Source organism: Streptomyces sp. NPDC048584 (assembly GCF_043199595.1).
Lineage (GTDB): Bacteria > Actinomycetota > Actinomycetes > Streptomycetales > Streptomycetaceae > Streptomyces > Streptomyces edwardsiae.
Window position 1 is genome coordinate 692,938 of record NZ_JBICWF010000001.1, and the last position, 16,077, is coordinate 709,014.

Consider the following 16,077-nt stretch of genomic DNA (forward strand, 5'->3'; position numbering starts at 1 on the left):
CACGGGGAGTCAAGAACGTCCACGTTACGGTTTGTCGCACACCTGATCGAACATCAGCGCCTGCGTACCCCGGGGGACACCGCCACCCGGGCCACCGCCCAGAACAGGGCGAGGGTGAGCAGCGCCAGGAAGGCCACCAGGGTGGCGCCGCCGACGACCTTCTCGTAGTCGCGTTGGTAGAGGCCGTCGATGATGTAGCGGCCGAGTCCGCCGAGACTGACGTACGCGGCGATGGTGGCCGTGGACACGATCTGGATCGCGGCGGAGCGCAGACCGCTGAGGATCAGTGGGAGCGCCACCGGCACCTCGACCTGGAAGAGGATCCGCGACTCGTGCATGCCCATGCCCCGCGCGGCGTCCACGGGGGCGGGGTCGAGGGAGCGGACCGCCTCGTAGGTGGTCACCAGGATCGGCGGTACGGCGAGGACGACCAGCGGGATCATCACGGGCAGCAGACCGAAGCCGATCAGCAGCACGGCGAGCACCAGCAGTCCGAAACTGGGCAGCGCTCGGGCGGCGTTGGCGATGAAGGCGAGCGCGTTGCCGCCGCGTCCGGTGTGGCCGGTGAGCAGGCCGACGGGCAGGCCGATCGCGGCGGCGATCGCGAGGGCCAGCAGCGAGTACTGGAGGTGCTCGAGGAAGCGCTGCGGGATGCCGTCGTAGCCGTGCCAGTGGGCGCTGTCGCTGAAGAAGGCGTTGCCGAAGTCGATGATGTTCATCGGACCGCGCCCTCCGGGGTGATCTCTTCCCGCCGGGGGGCGGGCTTCGGACGGCTGCCGGCGCGCGGCATCCACGGGGTGAGCAGCACCCGCAGCCCGACCAGCAGGGCGTCGCAGAGGATCGCCAGGACGGCCATCGTGAGCACGGCGTTCACCGCGAGTTCGGGCCGGTCGTACTTCTGCGCGGCGGCGAGCAGATTGCCGAGGGCGCCCTGGTTGCCGATCAGGGCGCCGACGCTGACCAGGGAGATGCTGGAAGCGGTGGCGACCCGGAGTCCGGCGATGATGGCGGGCGCGGCAATCGGCAACTGCACCTGCAGATAACGGCGTACGGGGCCGAAGCCCATGGCGGTCGCGGCGGCGAGGGTCTCGTCCGGCACCGAGCGCACCCCGTCGACGATGGCGGGGACGAGGACGACCAGGCTGTACAGGGCCAGCGGGATCATCACGGTGAGTTCGGTCTGGCCGGTGTAGTCGATGAGGACGACGAAGAACGCCAGGGAGGGGACGGCGTACAGCACGGTCGTCATGCCCAGCACCGGCGGGTACAGCCAGCGGAAGCGCCCGCACAGCTGCGCGATCGGCAGCGCGAGGAGCAGCCCGGCGGCGACCGGCAGCAGGGCCTCCCGCATGTGCAGCCCGATCAGACCGGCCCAGCTGTGCTGGAGGTCGCTGGGGATGTCGAAGAAGCGGCTCATCCCGCGACCTTCTCGTCCTCGGTACGGCCGGTCGCGTGGGCGGCGCGGATCGCCTCGCCGATGGTCTGCTGGGAGACGACGCCGGTCACCCGGCCGCGGTCGTCCACGGCGACCGCCCAGCCGACGGGCGAGAGCACGGCGCAGTCGAGGGCGACGCGCAGGGAGTCGACACCGGGCACGAACGGCCGCCCGTACGGCCGCAGCCGGTCGATGCGGATGTCACCGGCGGTCAGTTCGTCGCGCTCGGCCCAGCCGAGCGGGCGGCCGTCGGCGTCGGTGACGAGGAGGTGGGGGGCCTTGCCGGCGGCGATCCGGCCGGCGCCGGCGTCGGCCGGGACCACCGCGTCGGTGGTCAGTTCCAGTGCGGCGGACGGGACGAAGGACAGGCCCCGGATACCGCGGTCGGCGCCGAGGAAGTCCTCGACGAAGCCGTCCGCGGGGCTCGCCAGCAGCTCGGCGGGCGGCGCGTACTGGGCGAGCCGGCCGCCCTCACGCAGTACGGCGACCATGGTGCCCAGCTTGATCGCCTCGTCGATGTCGTGCGTGACGAAGACGATGGTCTTGCCCAGCTCGTCCTGGATGCGCAGGAGTTCGTCCTGCAGCCCCTTGCGCACCACCGGGTCGACGGCGGAGAACGGCTCGTCCATCAGCAGTACCGGCGGGTCCGCGGCGAGCGCCCGGGCCACACCGACGCGCTGCTGCTGACCGCCGGAGAGCTGGTAGGGGTAGCGCCCGGCCAGCGCCGGGTCGAGGCCCACGCGCTCCATCAGCTCCGCCGCCCGCTCCCGGGCCCGCTGCTTGCCCCAGCCGAGCATGCGGGGCACGGTGGCGATGTTGTCGACGATCGTGCGGTGCTGGAAGAGTCCGGCGTTCTGGATGACGTATCCCATGGACCGGCGCAACGTGGTGACCGGCTGCCGCCGGGTGTCCTCGCCGTCCAGAAGGATCGTTCCCTCGGAGGGTTCGACCATCCGGTTGATCATGCGGAGCGTGGTGGTCTTGCCGCACCCGGAGGGTCCGACGAGGACGGTGATCGAGCGGTCGGGGATCTCCAGCGACAGCCGGTCGACCGCCACCGTGCCGTCCGGGTACCGCTTCGTGACTGAATCGATCCGTATCAAGACGCCGAAAGCCCTTCGGGTGGCAGATGTTCGCGACCGAGGTTGCCCGTTTGTCGCCGGTCGAGTGTAAACGTCACCACCGGCGGAACCCCGTAACCCCGTGCCCCCGGCCGGAGCGGCCCCGGGACTACGCCGCCGCCTGCCCGGATTCGGCCACGGGAAACCCCGCCGTTCGCAGTACGCGCCGGTCCGCGGTCACGGCGAACACCTCGCAGCCGTCCCGCGCGGCCGCCCAGTCGACGCCGTCCCGTCCCAGCGCGAAGGCGGCCGTGGCGACGGTGTCCGCCTCGGTCAGGGTGGGAGCGGTGACCGTCAGGGCGAGCAGGCCGGTGGCCGGGCGGCCGGTGCGGCCGTCGACGATGTGGTCGCCGCGTTCGTAGCGCGCGGAGGTGGCGACCGCGCCGTCGGTGAGCTCGACGACGGCGCACAGCCGGCCGGCGTCCTCGGGGTGCCGTACGCCCACGCGCCAGGGTCCGCCGGCGGCGGTCACGTCACCGCCGGCGTTGAGGCAGAACCGCCGTGCTCCCGCCGCCCGCAGCAGGTCGGCGCCCTTCTGCACCGACCAGCCCTTCACGACGGCGCACGGATCGAGGCCCCGGCCGGGCAGCCGTACGTCGAAGGCGCCCCCGGTGTCGGCCCGGTACCGCTCGCCCAGGGCGAGGACCTCGGCGAGCTCGGGGCTGATCCGGTCCGGGGCCGGCTCGCCCCGGTCCAGGCGGGAGACCTCGCTGTCCTCGCGGAAGGGGCTGAAGCGGGCGTCGACTTCACGCAGCCAGGCGAAGCAGGCGTCGGCAGCGGACTCCCAGGACCCCTCGTCGTCGACGCGCAGCGACACCGGGAAGCCCATGACGTGCTCGACGCGCCGCATGTCAGGAGCCCTGTGCGTCGAGGGCGGCCTGCAGCGACTCGCGGTAGCCGTCGCTGGTGACCGTGGCACCGGAGACCGTGTCGACGTCGGCGCTCTGGGCCTGAAGCGTCTCCTCGATCAGGACCGGTACGGCGGCAGTCGTCTGCGGGTGGTCCGGCTGTTGGAGCATCCGTACGGCGGTGATGCGGTCGCCGTCGAGGGTGACCTCGACCCGCACGGGGCCCTTCTCGGTGTCGATGGTGGGACCGGTGACGACCCGGGTGGTGCTGCCCGGCGCGGTGGACACCGAGGGGGTGGGCGCGGGCTCGGCGACCGCCGGTTCGGGGGCCGCCGGGGTGTAGCGCCAGACCGGGATCAGTCCGGCGATGCTCAGGACCAGGACGGGCAGTGCTCGCTTCACGGTGTTCTCCTTCGTCGCCCCGCGCTCGTCATCCGGCCAGGCTGAAGCGCTCGTAGTGGATCTGCTGCCTCGGTACGCCGAGTTCGCGCAGTCCGCGCAGCACGGCGGTGGTCATGCCGGGCGGGCCGCAGACATAGACGTCCCGGTCGGTGAGGTCGGGGACCAGCCGGGCCAGTTCGGCGGGGGCGAGCCGGTCCGGTACCGGCGGGCCGGTGATCAGGTGCAGTTCGGCGCCCTTGGCGAGGGCGAGTTCGCGCAGTTCCCCGTGGAGTACGGCGTCGGCCTCCGAGCTCACCCGGTAGAGGACGACGGCGTGGCCGTGCAGTTCCTCCAGCAGGGCGCGGATCGGGGTGACGCCGACACCGCCGGCGATGAGCAGGGTGTCGGGGCGGGTGCGGTGGAGGGTGGTGAAGGCGCCGTAGGGGCCCTCGGCGAAGACCCGGGTGCCGGGCCTGAGATGGCGCAGGGCCGCGCTGCCGTCGCCGGCCGCCTTCACGGTGAGCCGCAGGGTGCGGCCGTCGGGGGCGGCGGACAGGGAGAACGGGTTCGCCTGCCACCAGCGGTCCCTCGTCAGGAACCGCCACAGGAAGAACTGGCCGGCGCGGGCGGGCAGCCGGTCCAGATCGCGCCCGGTGATGTGGACGGACACCACGTTGTCGTTCTCGGGGACGACGGCCGTGACCCGGAACCGGTGACGCCGGTTGCGCCACAGCGGGAGGACCAGGCGGCCGGCGACCACGGCGGCGAGGGCGGCGCCCCACAGGCCGTACCAGTAGGCGGTGGCGGCGGCCGAGGCGGTGAACGTGGAGCCGACGGCGACCTGGTGGGTGAAGGCCAGCACCACGGCGACGTACAGGTACAGATGGATGAAGTGCCAGGTCTCGTAGGCGAGTCTGCGCCGCGCGCGGCGGGCCGAGAGGGCGCCGACGACGAGGATCAGCGCCAGTGCGACGACCGCGCGCAGCACGCCCTCGACGGTCTCGGCGAGGTCGACGAGCTGGTTCACCGGGTCCATGGAGGACATCTCGGCGTAGCCGAGGACGATGAAGACCGCGTGTCCCAGGAGCGTCCACAGCAGTCCGAAGCCGACCCAGCGGTGCCACAGGGTCAGCCGGTCCATGCCGATCCTGCGGTCCAGCCAGGGCAGCCGGGCCACCAGCAGCAGCTGGAACGCCATCAGCAGGGCGGCGTACAGGCCGGTGAGGCGGCCCAGTACGACGAGGGCGTTCGCGCCGAAGCCCGCCTGGACGAAGAAGACGGCCACCACCACCGTGTTCGCGGCGAGCAGACCGTACAGGCCGATGCGCGCCACCGCCTTGGGGTGTCGCCTCGCGGTGGGGGGTGCGGGAGGCGATTGGACAGCTGTCACGCCACAAACTCCTTGATCGGGTCCTGGGCCTTCGAGCTTGGTCACGGGCGCTGTCGATCACCTGTCGGTCAACTTTCAAGTTTTTATCGATCGGGATGCGATCGCGCACCGCCTCTGGCGCCGGAGGCGGTGTGCCGCAGTATGGGCGGGTGGAAAAAGTACGACTCCTCGTCGTGGACGACGACCCGCCGATAGCCGACCTGGTGGCGACGGTCGCCCGCTACGAGGGCTGGGAGGCGGTCACCGCCAACTCGGGCGAGGACGCGCTGCGCCGCGCCGCCGAGTTCCGCCCGGACATCGTGGTGCTCGACCTGATGCTGCCGGACGTCGACGGTTTCGGCGTCCTGGACCGGCTGCGGCGCTCCGGGACGATGGTGCCGGTGGTGTTCCTCACCGCGCGGGACGGGGTCGCCGACCGGGTGGCGGGGCTCACCCGGGGCGGGGACGACTACCTGGTCAAGCCGTTCGCCGTGGAGGAACTGATGGCGCGGCTGCGGACGGTGCTGCGGCGCAGCGCCGGGCCCGGCTTCCAGCGGTCGGTGCTGCGGGTGGCGGACCTGTCGATGGACGAGGACACCCGTGAGGTGCGGCGCGGTGAGCGGCTGCTGTCGCTGACGCCGACCGAGTACGAGGTGCTGCGCTATCTGATGCGCCGCTCGCCGACCGTGCTGACGAAGGCGCAGATCCTGGACCATGTGTGGGAGTACGGCTTCGGCGGCCGCTCCAATGTGGTGGAGCTGGTGGTGAGCCGGCTGCGGCGCAAGCTGGACGACACGGGCGAGCCGCTGATCCGGACGGTGCGGGGCTTCGGGTATGTGATCCGGCAGGCCGCCGAGTGACGGCGGCTGCCCGGCGGCTGCGGGAGACGTACCGGCGGACGCGGCTCGGCACCCGGCTGACGCTCGGCCTCGGGATGCTGTCCCTGGCCGTGTTCGCGGTCGTCGGCACCGCCCTCACCACGTACATGCACGACTATCTGGAGCGGCAGCTCGGCGACCAGCTGAAGCTGATCCAGGCCGTGCAGGCCAAGGACGCGGCGGTGCACGGCACGGTCAAGCAGAAGGCGTACTACGGCTGGTACACGGCGGTGTACGACGTCACCGACGACGCCGCCACCCTGCGCAAGCCCTCCGACGTACCCGCCGACACCCGCGCGATGGCCGATCTCGCGCGGGCCATGGCGCACTCCGACACCGAGCTGACGCGCACCGCGCGCATCGACGGGGAGGGTACCTACCGGCTGCGCGGCTGCGAGGTCGAACCGGGGGTGGTGCTGGTGAGCGCCGCGCCCGCGAAGGACGTCGAGGAGACCGTCGAGCAGCTGATCACGGTGCAGGTGGTGGTGTTCGCCCTCGCGCTGCTGGCGCTGGTGGTGTCCGGGCGGCGGATGCTGCGGCGCGGGCTGAAGCCGCTGAGCGACATGGCGCACACCGCGCACGGGATCACCTCGCACGATCTGACCGAGTCGGCGGCCCGGCTGCCGTTGCGCGCGGACGGGCGGGACGGGGGCCGGGAGGTGGCGGACCTGCGCACCGCGTTCAACACGATGCTGGAGCACATCGACGACTCCCTCGCGGTGCGCGCGGAGGCGGAGCTGCGGCTGCGCCGGTTCGTCGCGGACGCCTCGCACGAGCTGCGCACCCCGCTGATGTCGGTACGCGGCTACGCGGACCTGTTCCAGTACGCCGCCGCCAACGAGCCCGCCGAACGCGAACGGCATCTGGCGCGGCTGCGCGCGGAGGCCGCCCGGATGGGCTTCCTGCTCGACGACCTGCTGCTGCTCGCCCGGCTGGACGCGGCGGAGGTGGAGGCACCCCTGCGGACGGCGGACACGGACCTGGTGGACCTGGTCCAGCAGGCCGCCGACGCGTTCCGCGCGGGCCACCCCCGGCATCCGCTCACGGTGGTCTCCGACCCCGGCCGGCTGGTGCTGGGCCTCGACCCGCAGCGCGTACGGCAGGTTCTGGACAACCTTCTCACCAACGCGGCCGTCCACACGCCGCCGGGCACCCGGGTGTCCGTAGCGGTGTCCGTCGCCGATGACTCGGCCTCGGTGCGGGTCACCGACGCGGGACCCGGTATCCCGGCGGAGGACCGCGAGCGCGTCTTCGACCGCTTCTACCGCGTCGACAAGGCCCGCAGCCGGGACCGCGGCGGCAGTGGCCTGGGCCTGGCGGTCGCCCGCTCCCTTGTACGCGCCCACGCCGGCGACATCGAACTGACCAGCACACCGGGATCGACGGTGTTCACCGTCCGCCTCCCACGGCAGGACGGCTGACGCCCCGCCACACACCCCGCGCCACACACCCCCGTCCCCGTCCCCGTCCCCGTCCCCGTCCCCGTCCCCGTCCCCGTCCCCGTTCCCGTTCCCGCGGGCAATCGTGCCGCTGGGGCGGCACGGGTGGGCGCGACGGCACCCCGCAAGCGCCGGGCCGCGCGAACACCCCCCGCCCAGCCCCCACACCGGGCCACCGCCCAACCCCACCCGCACGGGTGGGCGCGACGGCACCCCGCAAGCGCCGGGCCGCGCGAACACCCCCCGCCCAGCCCGACACCGGGCGCCCGCCCAACCCCCTCCGCACGGGTGGGCGCGACGGCACCCCGCAAGCGCCGGGCCGCGCAACCCGCCCCCGGACCACTCCGTCTTACGGACCCATGACGTCACGGGCGCGGCACCCCGCCCACGCGACGTGCACGCCTAGCGTGAGCGCATGCGCGTACTGGTCACCGGCGGCGCCGGTTTCATCGGGTCCCACATCGTCGAGGCGCTGCGCGCCCACGGACACACCCCCGTCGTCTTCGACATCCGCACCGCCCCCAGGGCGGACATCCGCGACCCGCAGGCGGTCCGCGACGCCCTCACCGGCGTCGGCGCCGTCTGCCACCAGGCCGCCATGGTCGGTCTCGGCACCGGCTTCACCGACGCCCCGGACTACGTCTCCCACAACGACCTGGGCACGGCAGTGCTCCTGGCCGCGATGGCGGAGCGGGGAATCCACCGGCTCGTCCTGGCCGGCTCGATGGTGGTCTACGGCGAGGGCCGCTACACCTGCCCCCGGCACGGCCTGGTCCGCCCCGGCCCGCGGGACGTCACCGCCCTGGCGGCCGGACACTTCGAACCCCCCTGCCCCGTCTGCGGCGCGGACCTCGCCCCCGGCCTCGTCGACGAGGACGCCCCCGCGGACCCGCGCAACGTGTACGCCACCACCAAACTGGCCCAGGAGCACCTCGCCGCCGCCTGGGCCCGTTCGACGGGCGGTACGGCCGTGTCGCTGCGCTACCACAACGTCTACGGCCCCGGCATGCCCCGCGACACCCCGTACGCCGGCGTCGCCTCCTTCTTCCGCTCGGCCCTGGCCCGCGGCGAGGCGCCGCGCGTCTTCGAGGACGGCCGTCAGCGCCGGGACTTCGTCCACGTGAGGGACGTGGCGTCGGCGAACGTCGCCGCGCTGACGGCGGACCCGGCGCCCGGAGGACTCACCGCGTACAACACCGGCAGCGGCACCCCGCACACGGTCGGCGAGATGGCCCGCGCCCTGGCCGCCGCGTACGGCGGTCCGGACCCGGTCGTCACCGGCGAGTACCGCCTGGGCGACGTCCGCCACATCACGGCGGACTCCTCCCGCCTCCGCGCCGCCCTCGGCTGGAAGCCGGAGGTGGACTTCGAGGAGGGCATGCGGGAGTTCGCGTCGGCGGGCCTGCGGGGGGAGTGAGTCAGCCGGCCGTCGCCGGCAGGGTCACCTCGAAGCGGCAGCCGCCGGTGACATTGCGGACGGTGGTGCTGCCGCGGTGGGCCTCGACGATGCCCCGGACGATGGCGAGGCCGAGGCCCGCGCCGGCAGGCGGCGTCCGGGCGTGCGTGCCGCGCCAGCCGGTGTCGAAGACGCGGGGCAGGTCCTCCTCGGGGATGCCGCCGCAGCCGTCCGTCACGGACACCACCACGCCGTCGTCCGAACGCTGGGCCGCGACGGCGACCGTGCCGTCGGCCGGGGTCCGGCGGATCGCGTTGACCAGCAGATTGCCCAGCACCCGGCTCATCTCCCGCCCGTCCACCTCCACCGGCACCGGCTCCACCCGGTCGCCGACGAGCCGGACGCCGTGCTCGCGGGCGAGCGGGTCCGCGCCGGCGAGGGCGTCGCCGATCAGGTCGTACAGGGAGATCCGGGAGGGCGAGAGGGTCAGGGTGCCCGCGTGGATGCGGGAGAGTTCGAAGAGGTCGCCGACCATGCCGTTGAGGCGTTCCACCTCGGTACGGATCTGCCGCAGATAGCGGTCGGGGTCGGCGGCGACGCCGTCCTCCAGTGCCTCGGCCATCGCTCGGAGTCCGGCGAGCGGCGTGCGCAGGTCGTGGGAGATCCAGGCGACGAGTTCCCGGCGGGAGGACTCCAGGGCGCGTTCCCGGTCCCGGGACTCGGCCAGTCTGACGCTGGTCGCCGCCAGCTCGCGGCTGAGCGCGGCGAGTTCGGCGGTGGACGGGCGCTCCGGCGCGGCGAAGTCCCCGCCGTCGCCGAACGAGCGTGCGGCGAGGGCCAGTTCGTGGCTGCGGGCGACGACCCAACGGCCCAGCAGCAGCGCGGTGACGGTGGAGACGACGGCGGCCATGGCGACGACCATCGTCACCACGCTCAGGTCGTGCGCGGAGAGGAACATCGCCTGGGCGACGGCCAGGGTGCCCGCGAGCATCGCGGCCACCGCGACCCCGGCGACCACCGCGAGGTGCGCCGTCAGCGACCGCCGCCGGATCAGCAGCAGCACGCACGCGCCGACGAGACCGGCCGCGGCGGCACCGAGGAAGGCGAACAGGGCGATGAGCAGCATGTCCCGCACGCTCACTCCTCCCCCGAGGCGACGGCGGGGTCGAAGCGGTAACCGACGCCCCAGACCGTCTGGATGAGCCGGGGCCGTGCCGGATCGTCCTCGACCTTTCCGCGCAGCCGTCGCACATGGACGGTCACGGTGGACAGGTCGCCGAAGTCCCAGCCCCACACCTCGCGCATCAGCTCCTCCCGGGCGAAGGCCCGCCCAGGGTGCCGCAGAAAGAACGAGAGGAGATCGAACTCTCTGATGGTGAGGGCGAGTTCGGCGCCGTTCTTGGCGGCCCGGCGGGCGGCGGGGTCGACGGAGAGGGCGGCCGCCCGCAGCAGCCCGGACGCGGGCGCCGGGGCGGGGCGGGCGCGGCGCAGCACGGACTCGACGCGCAGGACGAGTTCGCGCGGACTGAACGGCTTGGTGACGTAGTCGTCGGCGCCGACCTCGAGGCCGAGGATGCGGTCGTCCTCGTCGCCGCGCGCGGTGAGCATGATGACCGGCACGGGCCCGCGCCCGCGCATCCGCCGGCACACCTCCAGGCCGTCCATGCCGGGCAGCATCAGGTCGAGGACGACGAGGTCGGGCCAGTGGGCCGCCGCGCGGGCGAGCGCGTCGGGGCCGTCGCCGGCCCGGTCGACGACGTATCCGGCGCGGTCCAGGTAGCCCGTGACGATCTCGGCGACGGTGGGGTCGTCGTCGACGACGAGGACCCGGGCTCCGGCCTCGGCGTTCGGTGGTCGCTGCTCCATGCGGCCAGCCTCGCACCACACGCGCGCGAGCAGCGCGGCCGGGCCGTCGACGTCCGCGTTCCGTAAGGAGCCGATGCCCGGTATGACCGTTTCGTGTTCGTAGGGTGAGAGCCGTGACCACCTCCTCCCCCGCCCCGGAACCGGGCCCGCCGTCCGTGGACGTCGTCCTCCCCTGTCTCGACGAGGCCGCGGCGCTGCCGTGGGTACTGGAACGCGTGCCGCCCGGCTGGCGCGCCCTCGTCGTGGACAACGGCTCCACGGACGGCTCCGACCGCATCGCCCATGAGCTCGGCGCGACCGTCGTGCGCGAGGAACGGCGCGGTTTCGGCGCCGCCTGCCACGCCGGGCTGACCGCCGCCACGGCCGACATCGTCTGCTTCTGCGACTGCGACGCCTCCCTCGACCCGGCGGACCTGGTGCCGTTCGTGCGCGAGGTGTGGTCCGGCGAGGCGGACCTGGTCCTGGGCCGGCGGCGGCCGCGGGGGCGCGGCGCCTGGCCGGCGCACGCCCGCGCGGGCAACCTCGCCCTGTCCCGGCTGCTGCGCCGCCGTACCGGACTGCGGCTGCGCGACCTCGGACCGCTGCGGGCGGCCCGGCGCGAGGAACTGCTCGCCCTGGACCTGACGGACCGGCGCAGCGGCTACCCGCTGCAGATGGTGGTCCGCGCCGCCGACGCCGGCTGGCGGGTCACCGAGCACGACGTCGTGTACGCGCCGCGCACCGGAGCCTCCAAGGTCACCGGCACCTGGCGCGGCACCGTCCAGGCGGTACGGGACATGAGCCGCGTACTCCAGGAAGGGGCGGTCTCGTGACCTCCGTTTCTTCCGTGACGCTGCTCGTCATCGCCAAGGAGCCCCGTGCCGGCCGGGTGAAGACCCGGCTGACTCCGCCGTTCACCCCCGAGGAGGCGGCGGGACTCGCCGAGGCCGCGCTCGCGGACACCCTGGACGTGGTGGCGCGGACGCCCGCGCGGCGCCGGGTGCTGGTGCTGGACGGGACGCCGGGACAGTGGCTGCCGGCGGGCATCGAGGTCGTACCGCAGTGCGCGGGCGGGCTCGACGAGCGGCTGGCCGCCGCGTTCGCCGGGTGCGACGGCCCCGCCCTCCTCATCGGCATGGACACGCCCCAGGTGACCCCGGAGCTGCTCACCGTGGACTTCGACGACTGCGACGCGTACTTCGGCCCCGCCGAGGACGGCGGCTTCTGGGCACTGGGCCTGGCCGAACCCGATCCGGCGCTGCTGCGCGGGGTCCCCATGTCGGTACCGGAGACCGGGGCCGTGCAGCGGCGGCGGCTCTCGGGGCTGCGGGTCCGCGAACTGCCGCCGCTGCGGGACGTGGACACGGCGTACGACGCCACACTGGTCGCCGCCGCGGCGCCCGGCGGGCGGTTCGCGGCGCGGCTGGCCCGGCTGACGGCGGCCCACCGGTGAGCGGGGTGCGTGCGGCAGCGCACGTCGGACACCAGCGGACGGTCCCCGCCGCCGAGCGGGCCTGGTCGGCCGACCCCTACGCCGACGCCCTGCGCGCCGGCCGGGGGCCGCTGTTCCTGCGCCGCGCCGACGGCCGGCTGCTGCCGCTGGACGTGGAGCGCTGGTGCGCGGAGGCCGACGCGGTGGATCTGGAGGTGCTGGGGCGCTGCGAGGGCGCGGTGCTGGACGTCGGGTGCGGACCGGGGCGGCTGGTCGCGGCACTGGCTGCCGAGGGGCGGCGCGCGCTGGGGATCGACGTCAGCGAGGCCGCGGTGGCGCGGACCGTCGGGCGTGGCGGGCAGGCGTTGTGCCGGTCCGTCTTCGACCCGCTGCCGGGGGTGGGGCGCTGGGGTACGGCGCTGCTGCTGGACGGCAACGTCGGTATCGGGGGCGACCCGGTGGCGCTGCTGCGCCGGCTCGGCCGGCTGGTGGCGCCGGGGGGTCTGCTGATCGCCGAGGCGGTTCCGTGTCCGGAGGTCGACGAACGCGTGCTGGTGCGGGTGACCGATGCGCGTCGTCCGCCTGGGCCGGCGTTTCCGTGGGCGCGGGTCGGGGGGCCGGCGCTGGTCCGCTACGCGCGGGCGGTGGGGTGGCGGGTGGAGGACGAGTGGTCGGCTGAGGAGCGGGTGTTCGTGGCGCTGCGGGGGGAGTAAGGGGTGTTTCTCGCCCCCGCCGCCCCTTCCCTTCCCAACCTGGGGCTCCGCCCCCGGGGACGGGAAGGGAAGGGGCGGCGGGGGCGAAACCGACCCACCGTCACCCCCTTCCGCGCCGCACCGCGAACACCACCGCCGAACCCCCGAACAGCACCGCCGTGATGATCAGCCACCGCATCGCGTACCCCTCCGCGGACTGCCCCGCGACGCCGGCGTACCGCTCCGACACCCGCCCGCTGATCAGCGGAAACCACACCAGCAGCAACAACCCGGACAGCGCCGCCGGCACCCGCACGTGGTTGACCCACCGCCCCGCCCCCTTCACCAGCACACGGTCGGCCCCCGCGTACAACGGCAGCAGCACCAGATCGTGGACCACCGCCGCCCCCACGAACCACAGCGCGACCAGGAACCAGTCCCCGTCGAGCAGCCGCACCCCCGCGTACACGCAGAGAACGAACGAACACACCAGCACGGCCGGCTTCACAGCGCACCGAAGGTCAGCCGGGCGACCCACTTGGTGTTGAGCACACCGGGCGCCGCGGGCACGATGATCCGGGCCGGATAGCCGTGATCGGGGGTCAGTTCCTCGCCGTTGACGAACAGGGCGAGCAGGGAACGCGGATCGGCCACCTGATTGGCCCGCAGCGCACCCCGCCGGAACGCGCCACGACGCTGCAGCGACTCCACGAACACGTCCACCGGCTCCTCGTGACCGGCGAGCGCCGCGAGATCCCGCAGCCGTACCCCTCGCCACCACTGGTCGGAGGTGGACCAGCCCTCCACGCAGGCGATGGGCAGGGCCGCGCTGTGCAGCGGCAGTTCGAGCAGGCCCGCTCTGCTGAACCGTAGGGTGCCGGCGGGCCCGGCGACCACCAGCCGCCACGCCTCCTCGGTCGTCTCGGCGGTGCGGATTCCGGCGTACGCGGCCGTCTTGTTGATCTGGAAGCCCCCCGGACCACTACCGGGTTCGGGGCCGCCGTGCGGGGTCAGGACGGCGGTCTCACGCAGCGGTCCGTCGAAGCTGCGCCCGGCGGAGGTGGCGAAGAGCAGCAGCGAACCGCCGCCGACCAGCCCGAGCGCCCCGCGCCGCGAGACGGTCGGCGGATCGGGACGGGGAGCGACCAGCTCCTCACCACCGTCCCGCGGGTTCCGCATGGTGCGCAGGTTCCGCATCGCCGTCGGCGCCTTCAGCACCGCGTGGGCGACGAACGCCCCGATGAACACCCAGGCGCCGTAGAAGTGCAGGGGGTAGAAGGAGCCGGGGAAGACGTAGTCGAGCTGGACGTTGAGGATGCCCGTGGTGAACTCGAACAGCGCCCCGCCGACCAGGAGCAGCAGCGAGATCCGCTCCAGCGCGTGGGTGAGCGAGCGGGCCGGGGGCAGCGTGAACAGCCTGGGCACGACCGACCACAGCTTGGCCAGCAGCACCGGGACGAGCACCAGGCCGAGCGTGACGTGGACGCCCTGGGTGAGCCGGTAGAGCCAGGGCGGGTCGGTGGGCCAGGGGAACAGGTAGAAGCCGAGGAGCCCCTTGCCGGGGGTCTTGTCGTTCACCCGCGCGAGGTCCGGGTTGTACGCGGCGTACGACAGCAGTCCTGTCACGAACAGGATCGTGATGCCGGCGAGGAGGACCACGCCGAGCACCGAGGTGAACCAGGGGCCGCGCAGCGGACTGCGCCAGAAGTCCGGCGCGAACGGACCCCGCGCGGGAACGGTGGGGAGGAATGACCTAGCCATGTCCCGACCGTAGGACCGCGCCACCTCGGGAAGGGGTGCGTGAGCGATGACGAAACGCTGACGTCCGCCCTCGTCAGCCGCTCGGCGCCGCCGCGGCGGCCTAGCGTGACGGCGTGAACCGCGATCTCCCCCGTACCGTCCCCCGCGGCCGTACCGCCCCTCGCGGCGGGCTCGCCCGTGATCTGTCCGCCGTCGGGGCCGCCGCCCTGCTCGTCCTCGCCGCCGTCCTGATCGGCACCCGGATCCAGGACCGTCACGGCACGCTGTACGTGAACTGGCCGCCGCTGGTGGGCGACTGGATGCCGCACACGGGTCCGGGCACCCCGGCCGCGGCGGTCGTCGCCGCGGCCGTCGTGGCGTACGGGCCCGCCCTGGCCGCCCGGCTGTCCTGGCGGCCCCTGCTGCTCGCCACGTGGGGGGCGTCCCTGGCGTGGACCTGGTCGCTCGCCCTCGTCGACGGCTGGTCGCGGGGTGTCGCCGGCCGGCTGACCGCCAAACACGAATATCTGCGGGTCATCGACCGTTTCGGTGACATCCCGGCCGCACTGCGGGACTTCGACGGACACATCCTGCTCGACAGTCCGGACAACTGGCCCGCGCATGTTGCCGGGCATCCGCCGGGCGCCACCCTCACCTTCGTCCTGCTGGACCGGATCGGGCTGGGCGGCGGCGGATGGGCGGGGGCGTTCGTCATCACCGTCGGCACCACGGCGGCGGTCGCGGTCCTGATCGCCGTACGCCGGCTCGCCGACGAGTCGCTCGCCCGCCGTGCCGCGCCCTTTCTGGTCCTGGCCCCGGCGGCGGTGTGGGTGGGCGCGTCCGCCGACGGCTACTTCATGGCGGTGACGGCCTGGGCCGTCGCGCTGCTCGCCCTCGCCGTGACGGGACACCGCCCCGCCTGGACCGGCCTCGGCTCGGGACTGCTGTTCGGGCTCACCGTGTATCTGTCGTACGGGCTGACCCTGTTCGCGGTGACCGGCGCGGCGGTACTGCTGCTGGGCACGCGGCGGCTGCGGGTGCTGCCCTGGGTCGTCGCCGGGTTCCTGGTGGTGCCGGTGGTGTTCGCCGTGCTGGGCTTCGACTGGTGGGAGGCGTACCGCCTGCTCGTCACCCGCTACTACCAGGGTGCGGCCCGGGTACGGCCGTACGGGTACTGGGTGTGGGCGAACCTCGCCTGCACGGTGCTGATCACCGGCCCGGCGACAGTGGCCGGGCTGCGCAGGACCCCGGGCGCGTTCAGGGACCGGGGGGCCGGCGCCCGGCTCGCGGTGCTCATGGCGTCCGCGCTCCTCGCACTGCTGATCGCCGACCTGTCGGGGATGAGCAAGGCGGAGACGGAACGGATCTGGCTGCCCTTCGCGTGCTGGCTGCTCCCCGCCGCGGCCTTCCTGCCGGGCCCGCGCGCCTGGCTGGCCGGGCAGGCGGTCCTCGCACTGCTGCTGAACCACCTGCTGCTCACCGGCTGGTGAGCAGCAGGCCG

The 16,077-nt window shown here is 73.7% G+C and carries 17 protein-coding genes; 7 read left to right on the plus strand and 10 right to left on the minus strand.

Translation table 11 applies throughout. From position 1 onward, the window contains the following. Window positions 1-53: 53 nt before the first annotated feature. From ACGFR9_RS02965 to ACGFR9_RS02990, 6 genes are all read right to left on the minus strand, one after another. Window positions 54-719 (minus strand): ABC transporter permease, encoded by a 666-nt coding sequence (locus tag ACGFR9_RS02965; protein ID WP_030212498.1) that lies wholly within the window; start codon window positions 717-719, stop codon window positions 54-56. Then, on the minus strand, window positions 716-1,417 hold the full coding sequence (locus tag ACGFR9_RS02970) for an ABC transporter permease (protein WP_393202310.1): 702 nt from the start codon (window positions 1,415-1,417) through the stop codon (window positions 716-718). The genes ACGFR9_RS02965 and ACGFR9_RS02970 overlap by 4 nt, the downstream gene beginning before the upstream one ends. Beyond that, window positions 1,414-2,538, minus strand: a complete 1,125-nt coding sequence (locus tag ACGFR9_RS02975) for an ABC transporter ATP-binding protein (RefSeq protein ID WP_393202312.1) — start codon at window positions 2,536-2,538, stop codon at window positions 1,414-1,416. Before ACGFR9_RS02975 ends, ACGFR9_RS02970 begins: the two co-directional genes overlap by 4 nt. Window positions 2,539-2,665: 127 nt before the next feature. Beyond that, the gene (locus tag ACGFR9_RS02980) at window positions 2,666-3,406 is read right to left on the minus strand and encodes an FAD:protein FMN transferase (protein ID WP_393202314.1); all 741 of its coding nucleotides are present in this window, start codon (window positions 3,404-3,406) and stop codon (window positions 2,666-2,668) included. 1 nt (window position 3,407) lies between these two features. Continuing rightward, window positions 3,408-3,806, minus strand: a complete 399-nt coding sequence (locus ACGFR9_RS02985) for an FMN-binding protein (RefSeq protein ID WP_393202316.1) — start codon at window positions 3,804-3,806, stop codon at window positions 3,408-3,410. A gap of 28 nt (window positions 3,807-3,834) precedes the next feature. Further along, window positions 3,835-5,175 (minus strand): ferric reductase-like transmembrane domain-containing protein, encoded by a 1,341-nt coding sequence (locus ACGFR9_RS02990; protein WP_393202318.1) that lies wholly within the window; start codon window positions 5,173-5,175, stop codon window positions 3,835-3,837. 149 nt (window positions 5,176-5,324) lie between these two features. On the opposite strand from ACGFR9_RS02990, the gene ACGFR9_RS02995 reads away from it, so the two are divergent. From ACGFR9_RS02995 to ACGFR9_RS03005, 3 genes are all read left to right on the plus strand, one after another. Then, window positions 5,325-6,014, plus strand: coding sequence for a response regulator transcription factor (locus tag ACGFR9_RS02995; RefSeq protein ID WP_393202320.1), 690 nt, complete (start codon window positions 5,325-5,327; stop codon window positions 6,012-6,014). Next, window positions 6,011-7,453: a sensor histidine kinase gene (locus ACGFR9_RS03000; protein ID WP_393202322.1), complete on the plus strand. Its 1,443-nt coding sequence runs from the start codon at window positions 6,011-6,013 to the stop codon at window positions 7,451-7,453. Before ACGFR9_RS02995 ends, ACGFR9_RS03000 begins: the two co-directional genes overlap by 4 nt. A gap of 433 nt (window positions 7,454-7,886) precedes the next feature. Further along, window positions 7,887-8,888 carry an NAD-dependent epimerase/dehydratase family protein gene (locus ACGFR9_RS03005; protein WP_393202324.1) on the plus strand — a complete coding sequence of 334 codons (1,002 nt, stop codon included), beginning with the start codon at window positions 7,887-7,889 and terminating at the stop codon, window positions 8,886-8,888. A 1-nt stretch (window position 8,889) separates the two neighbouring features. Here ACGFR9_RS03005 and ACGFR9_RS03010 read toward each other — a convergent pair whose 3' ends face one another. Both ACGFR9_RS03010 and ACGFR9_RS03015 read right to left on the minus strand, forming a co-directional pair. Further along, complete coding sequence (locus tag ACGFR9_RS03010; protein ID WP_393202326.1) at window positions 8,890-10,002, minus strand: sensor histidine kinase; 1,113 nt, start codon at window positions 10,000-10,002, stop codon at window positions 8,890-8,892. Window positions 10,003-10,004: 2 nt separating this feature from the next. Then, window positions 10,005-10,733, minus strand: coding sequence for a response regulator transcription factor (locus ACGFR9_RS03015; RefSeq protein WP_393202328.1), 729 nt, complete (start codon window positions 10,731-10,733; stop codon window positions 10,005-10,007). Between the two features lie 104 nt (window positions 10,734-10,837). Between ACGFR9_RS03015 and ACGFR9_RS03020 the strand changes: the two genes are divergently transcribed. The 3 genes from ACGFR9_RS03020 to ACGFR9_RS03030 are packed head-to-tail and all read left to right on the plus strand — an operon-like array spanning window position 10,838 to window position 12,857. Then, complete coding sequence (locus tag ACGFR9_RS03020) at window positions 10,838-11,545, plus strand: glycosyltransferase family 2 protein (protein ID WP_393202330.1); 708 nt, start codon at window positions 10,838-10,840, stop codon at window positions 11,543-11,545. Continuing rightward, entirely contained in the window at window positions 11,542-12,165 is a 624-nt protein-coding gene (locus ACGFR9_RS03025) for a DUF2064 domain-containing protein (protein WP_393202332.1), read from the plus strand. The genes ACGFR9_RS03020 and ACGFR9_RS03025 overlap by 4 nt, the downstream gene beginning before the upstream one ends. Beyond that, on the plus strand, window positions 12,162-12,857 hold the full coding sequence (locus ACGFR9_RS03030) for a class I SAM-dependent methyltransferase (RefSeq protein WP_393202334.1): 696 nt from the start codon (window positions 12,162-12,164) through the stop codon (window positions 12,855-12,857). The genes ACGFR9_RS03025 and ACGFR9_RS03030 overlap by 4 nt, the downstream gene beginning before the upstream one ends. A gap of 100 nt (window positions 12,858-12,957) precedes the next feature. Here ACGFR9_RS03030 and ACGFR9_RS03035 read toward each other — a convergent pair whose 3' ends face one another. Then, a complete protein-coding gene (locus tag ACGFR9_RS03035; protein WP_393202336.1) occupies window positions 12,958-13,374 on the minus strand; it encodes a hypothetical protein in 417 nt (138 codons plus the stop codon). After that, window positions 13,341-14,597 (minus strand): molybdopterin-dependent oxidoreductase, encoded by a 1,257-nt coding sequence (locus tag ACGFR9_RS03040; protein ID WP_393202338.1) that lies wholly within the window; start codon window positions 14,595-14,597, stop codon window positions 13,341-13,343. Before ACGFR9_RS03040 ends, ACGFR9_RS03035 begins: the two co-directional genes overlap by 34 nt. 113 nt (window positions 14,598-14,710) lie before the next feature. Here ACGFR9_RS03040 and ACGFR9_RS03045 point away from each other — a divergent pair, with 113 nt between their 5' ends. Then, window positions 14,711-16,066: a hypothetical protein gene (locus ACGFR9_RS03045; RefSeq protein WP_393202340.1), complete on the plus strand. Its 1,356-nt coding sequence runs from the start codon at window positions 14,711-14,713 to the stop codon at window positions 16,064-16,066. Window positions 16,067-16,077: the final 11 nt, after the last annotated feature.

Excerpts from the sequence above, each read along its gene's own strand:
- ACGFR9_RS02970 (WP_393202310.1), bottom strand. The coding sequence starts at position 1,417 with ATGAGCCGCTTCTTCGACATCCCCAGCGACCTCCAGCACAGCTGGGCC.
- ACGFR9_RS03005 (WP_393202324.1), top strand. The coding sequence starts at position 7,887 with ATGCGCGTACTGGTCACCGGCGGCGCCGGTTTCATCGGGTCCCACATC.
- ACGFR9_RS02980 (WP_393202314.1), bottom strand. The coding sequence starts at position 3,406 with ATGCGGCGCGTCGAGCACGTCATGGGCTTCCCGGTGTCGCTGCGCGTC.
- ACGFR9_RS03040 (WP_393202338.1), bottom strand. The coding sequence starts at position 14,597 with ATGGCTAGGTCATTCCTCCCCACCGTTCCCGCGCGGGGTCCGTTCGCG.
- ACGFR9_RS03015 (WP_393202328.1), bottom strand. The coding sequence starts at position 10,733 with ATGGAGCAGCGACCACCGAACGCCGAGGCCGGAGCCCGGGTCCTCGTC.
- ACGFR9_RS02965 (WP_030212498.1), bottom strand. The coding sequence starts at position 719 with ATGAACATCATCGACTTCGGCAACGCCTTCTTCAGCGACAGCGCCCAC.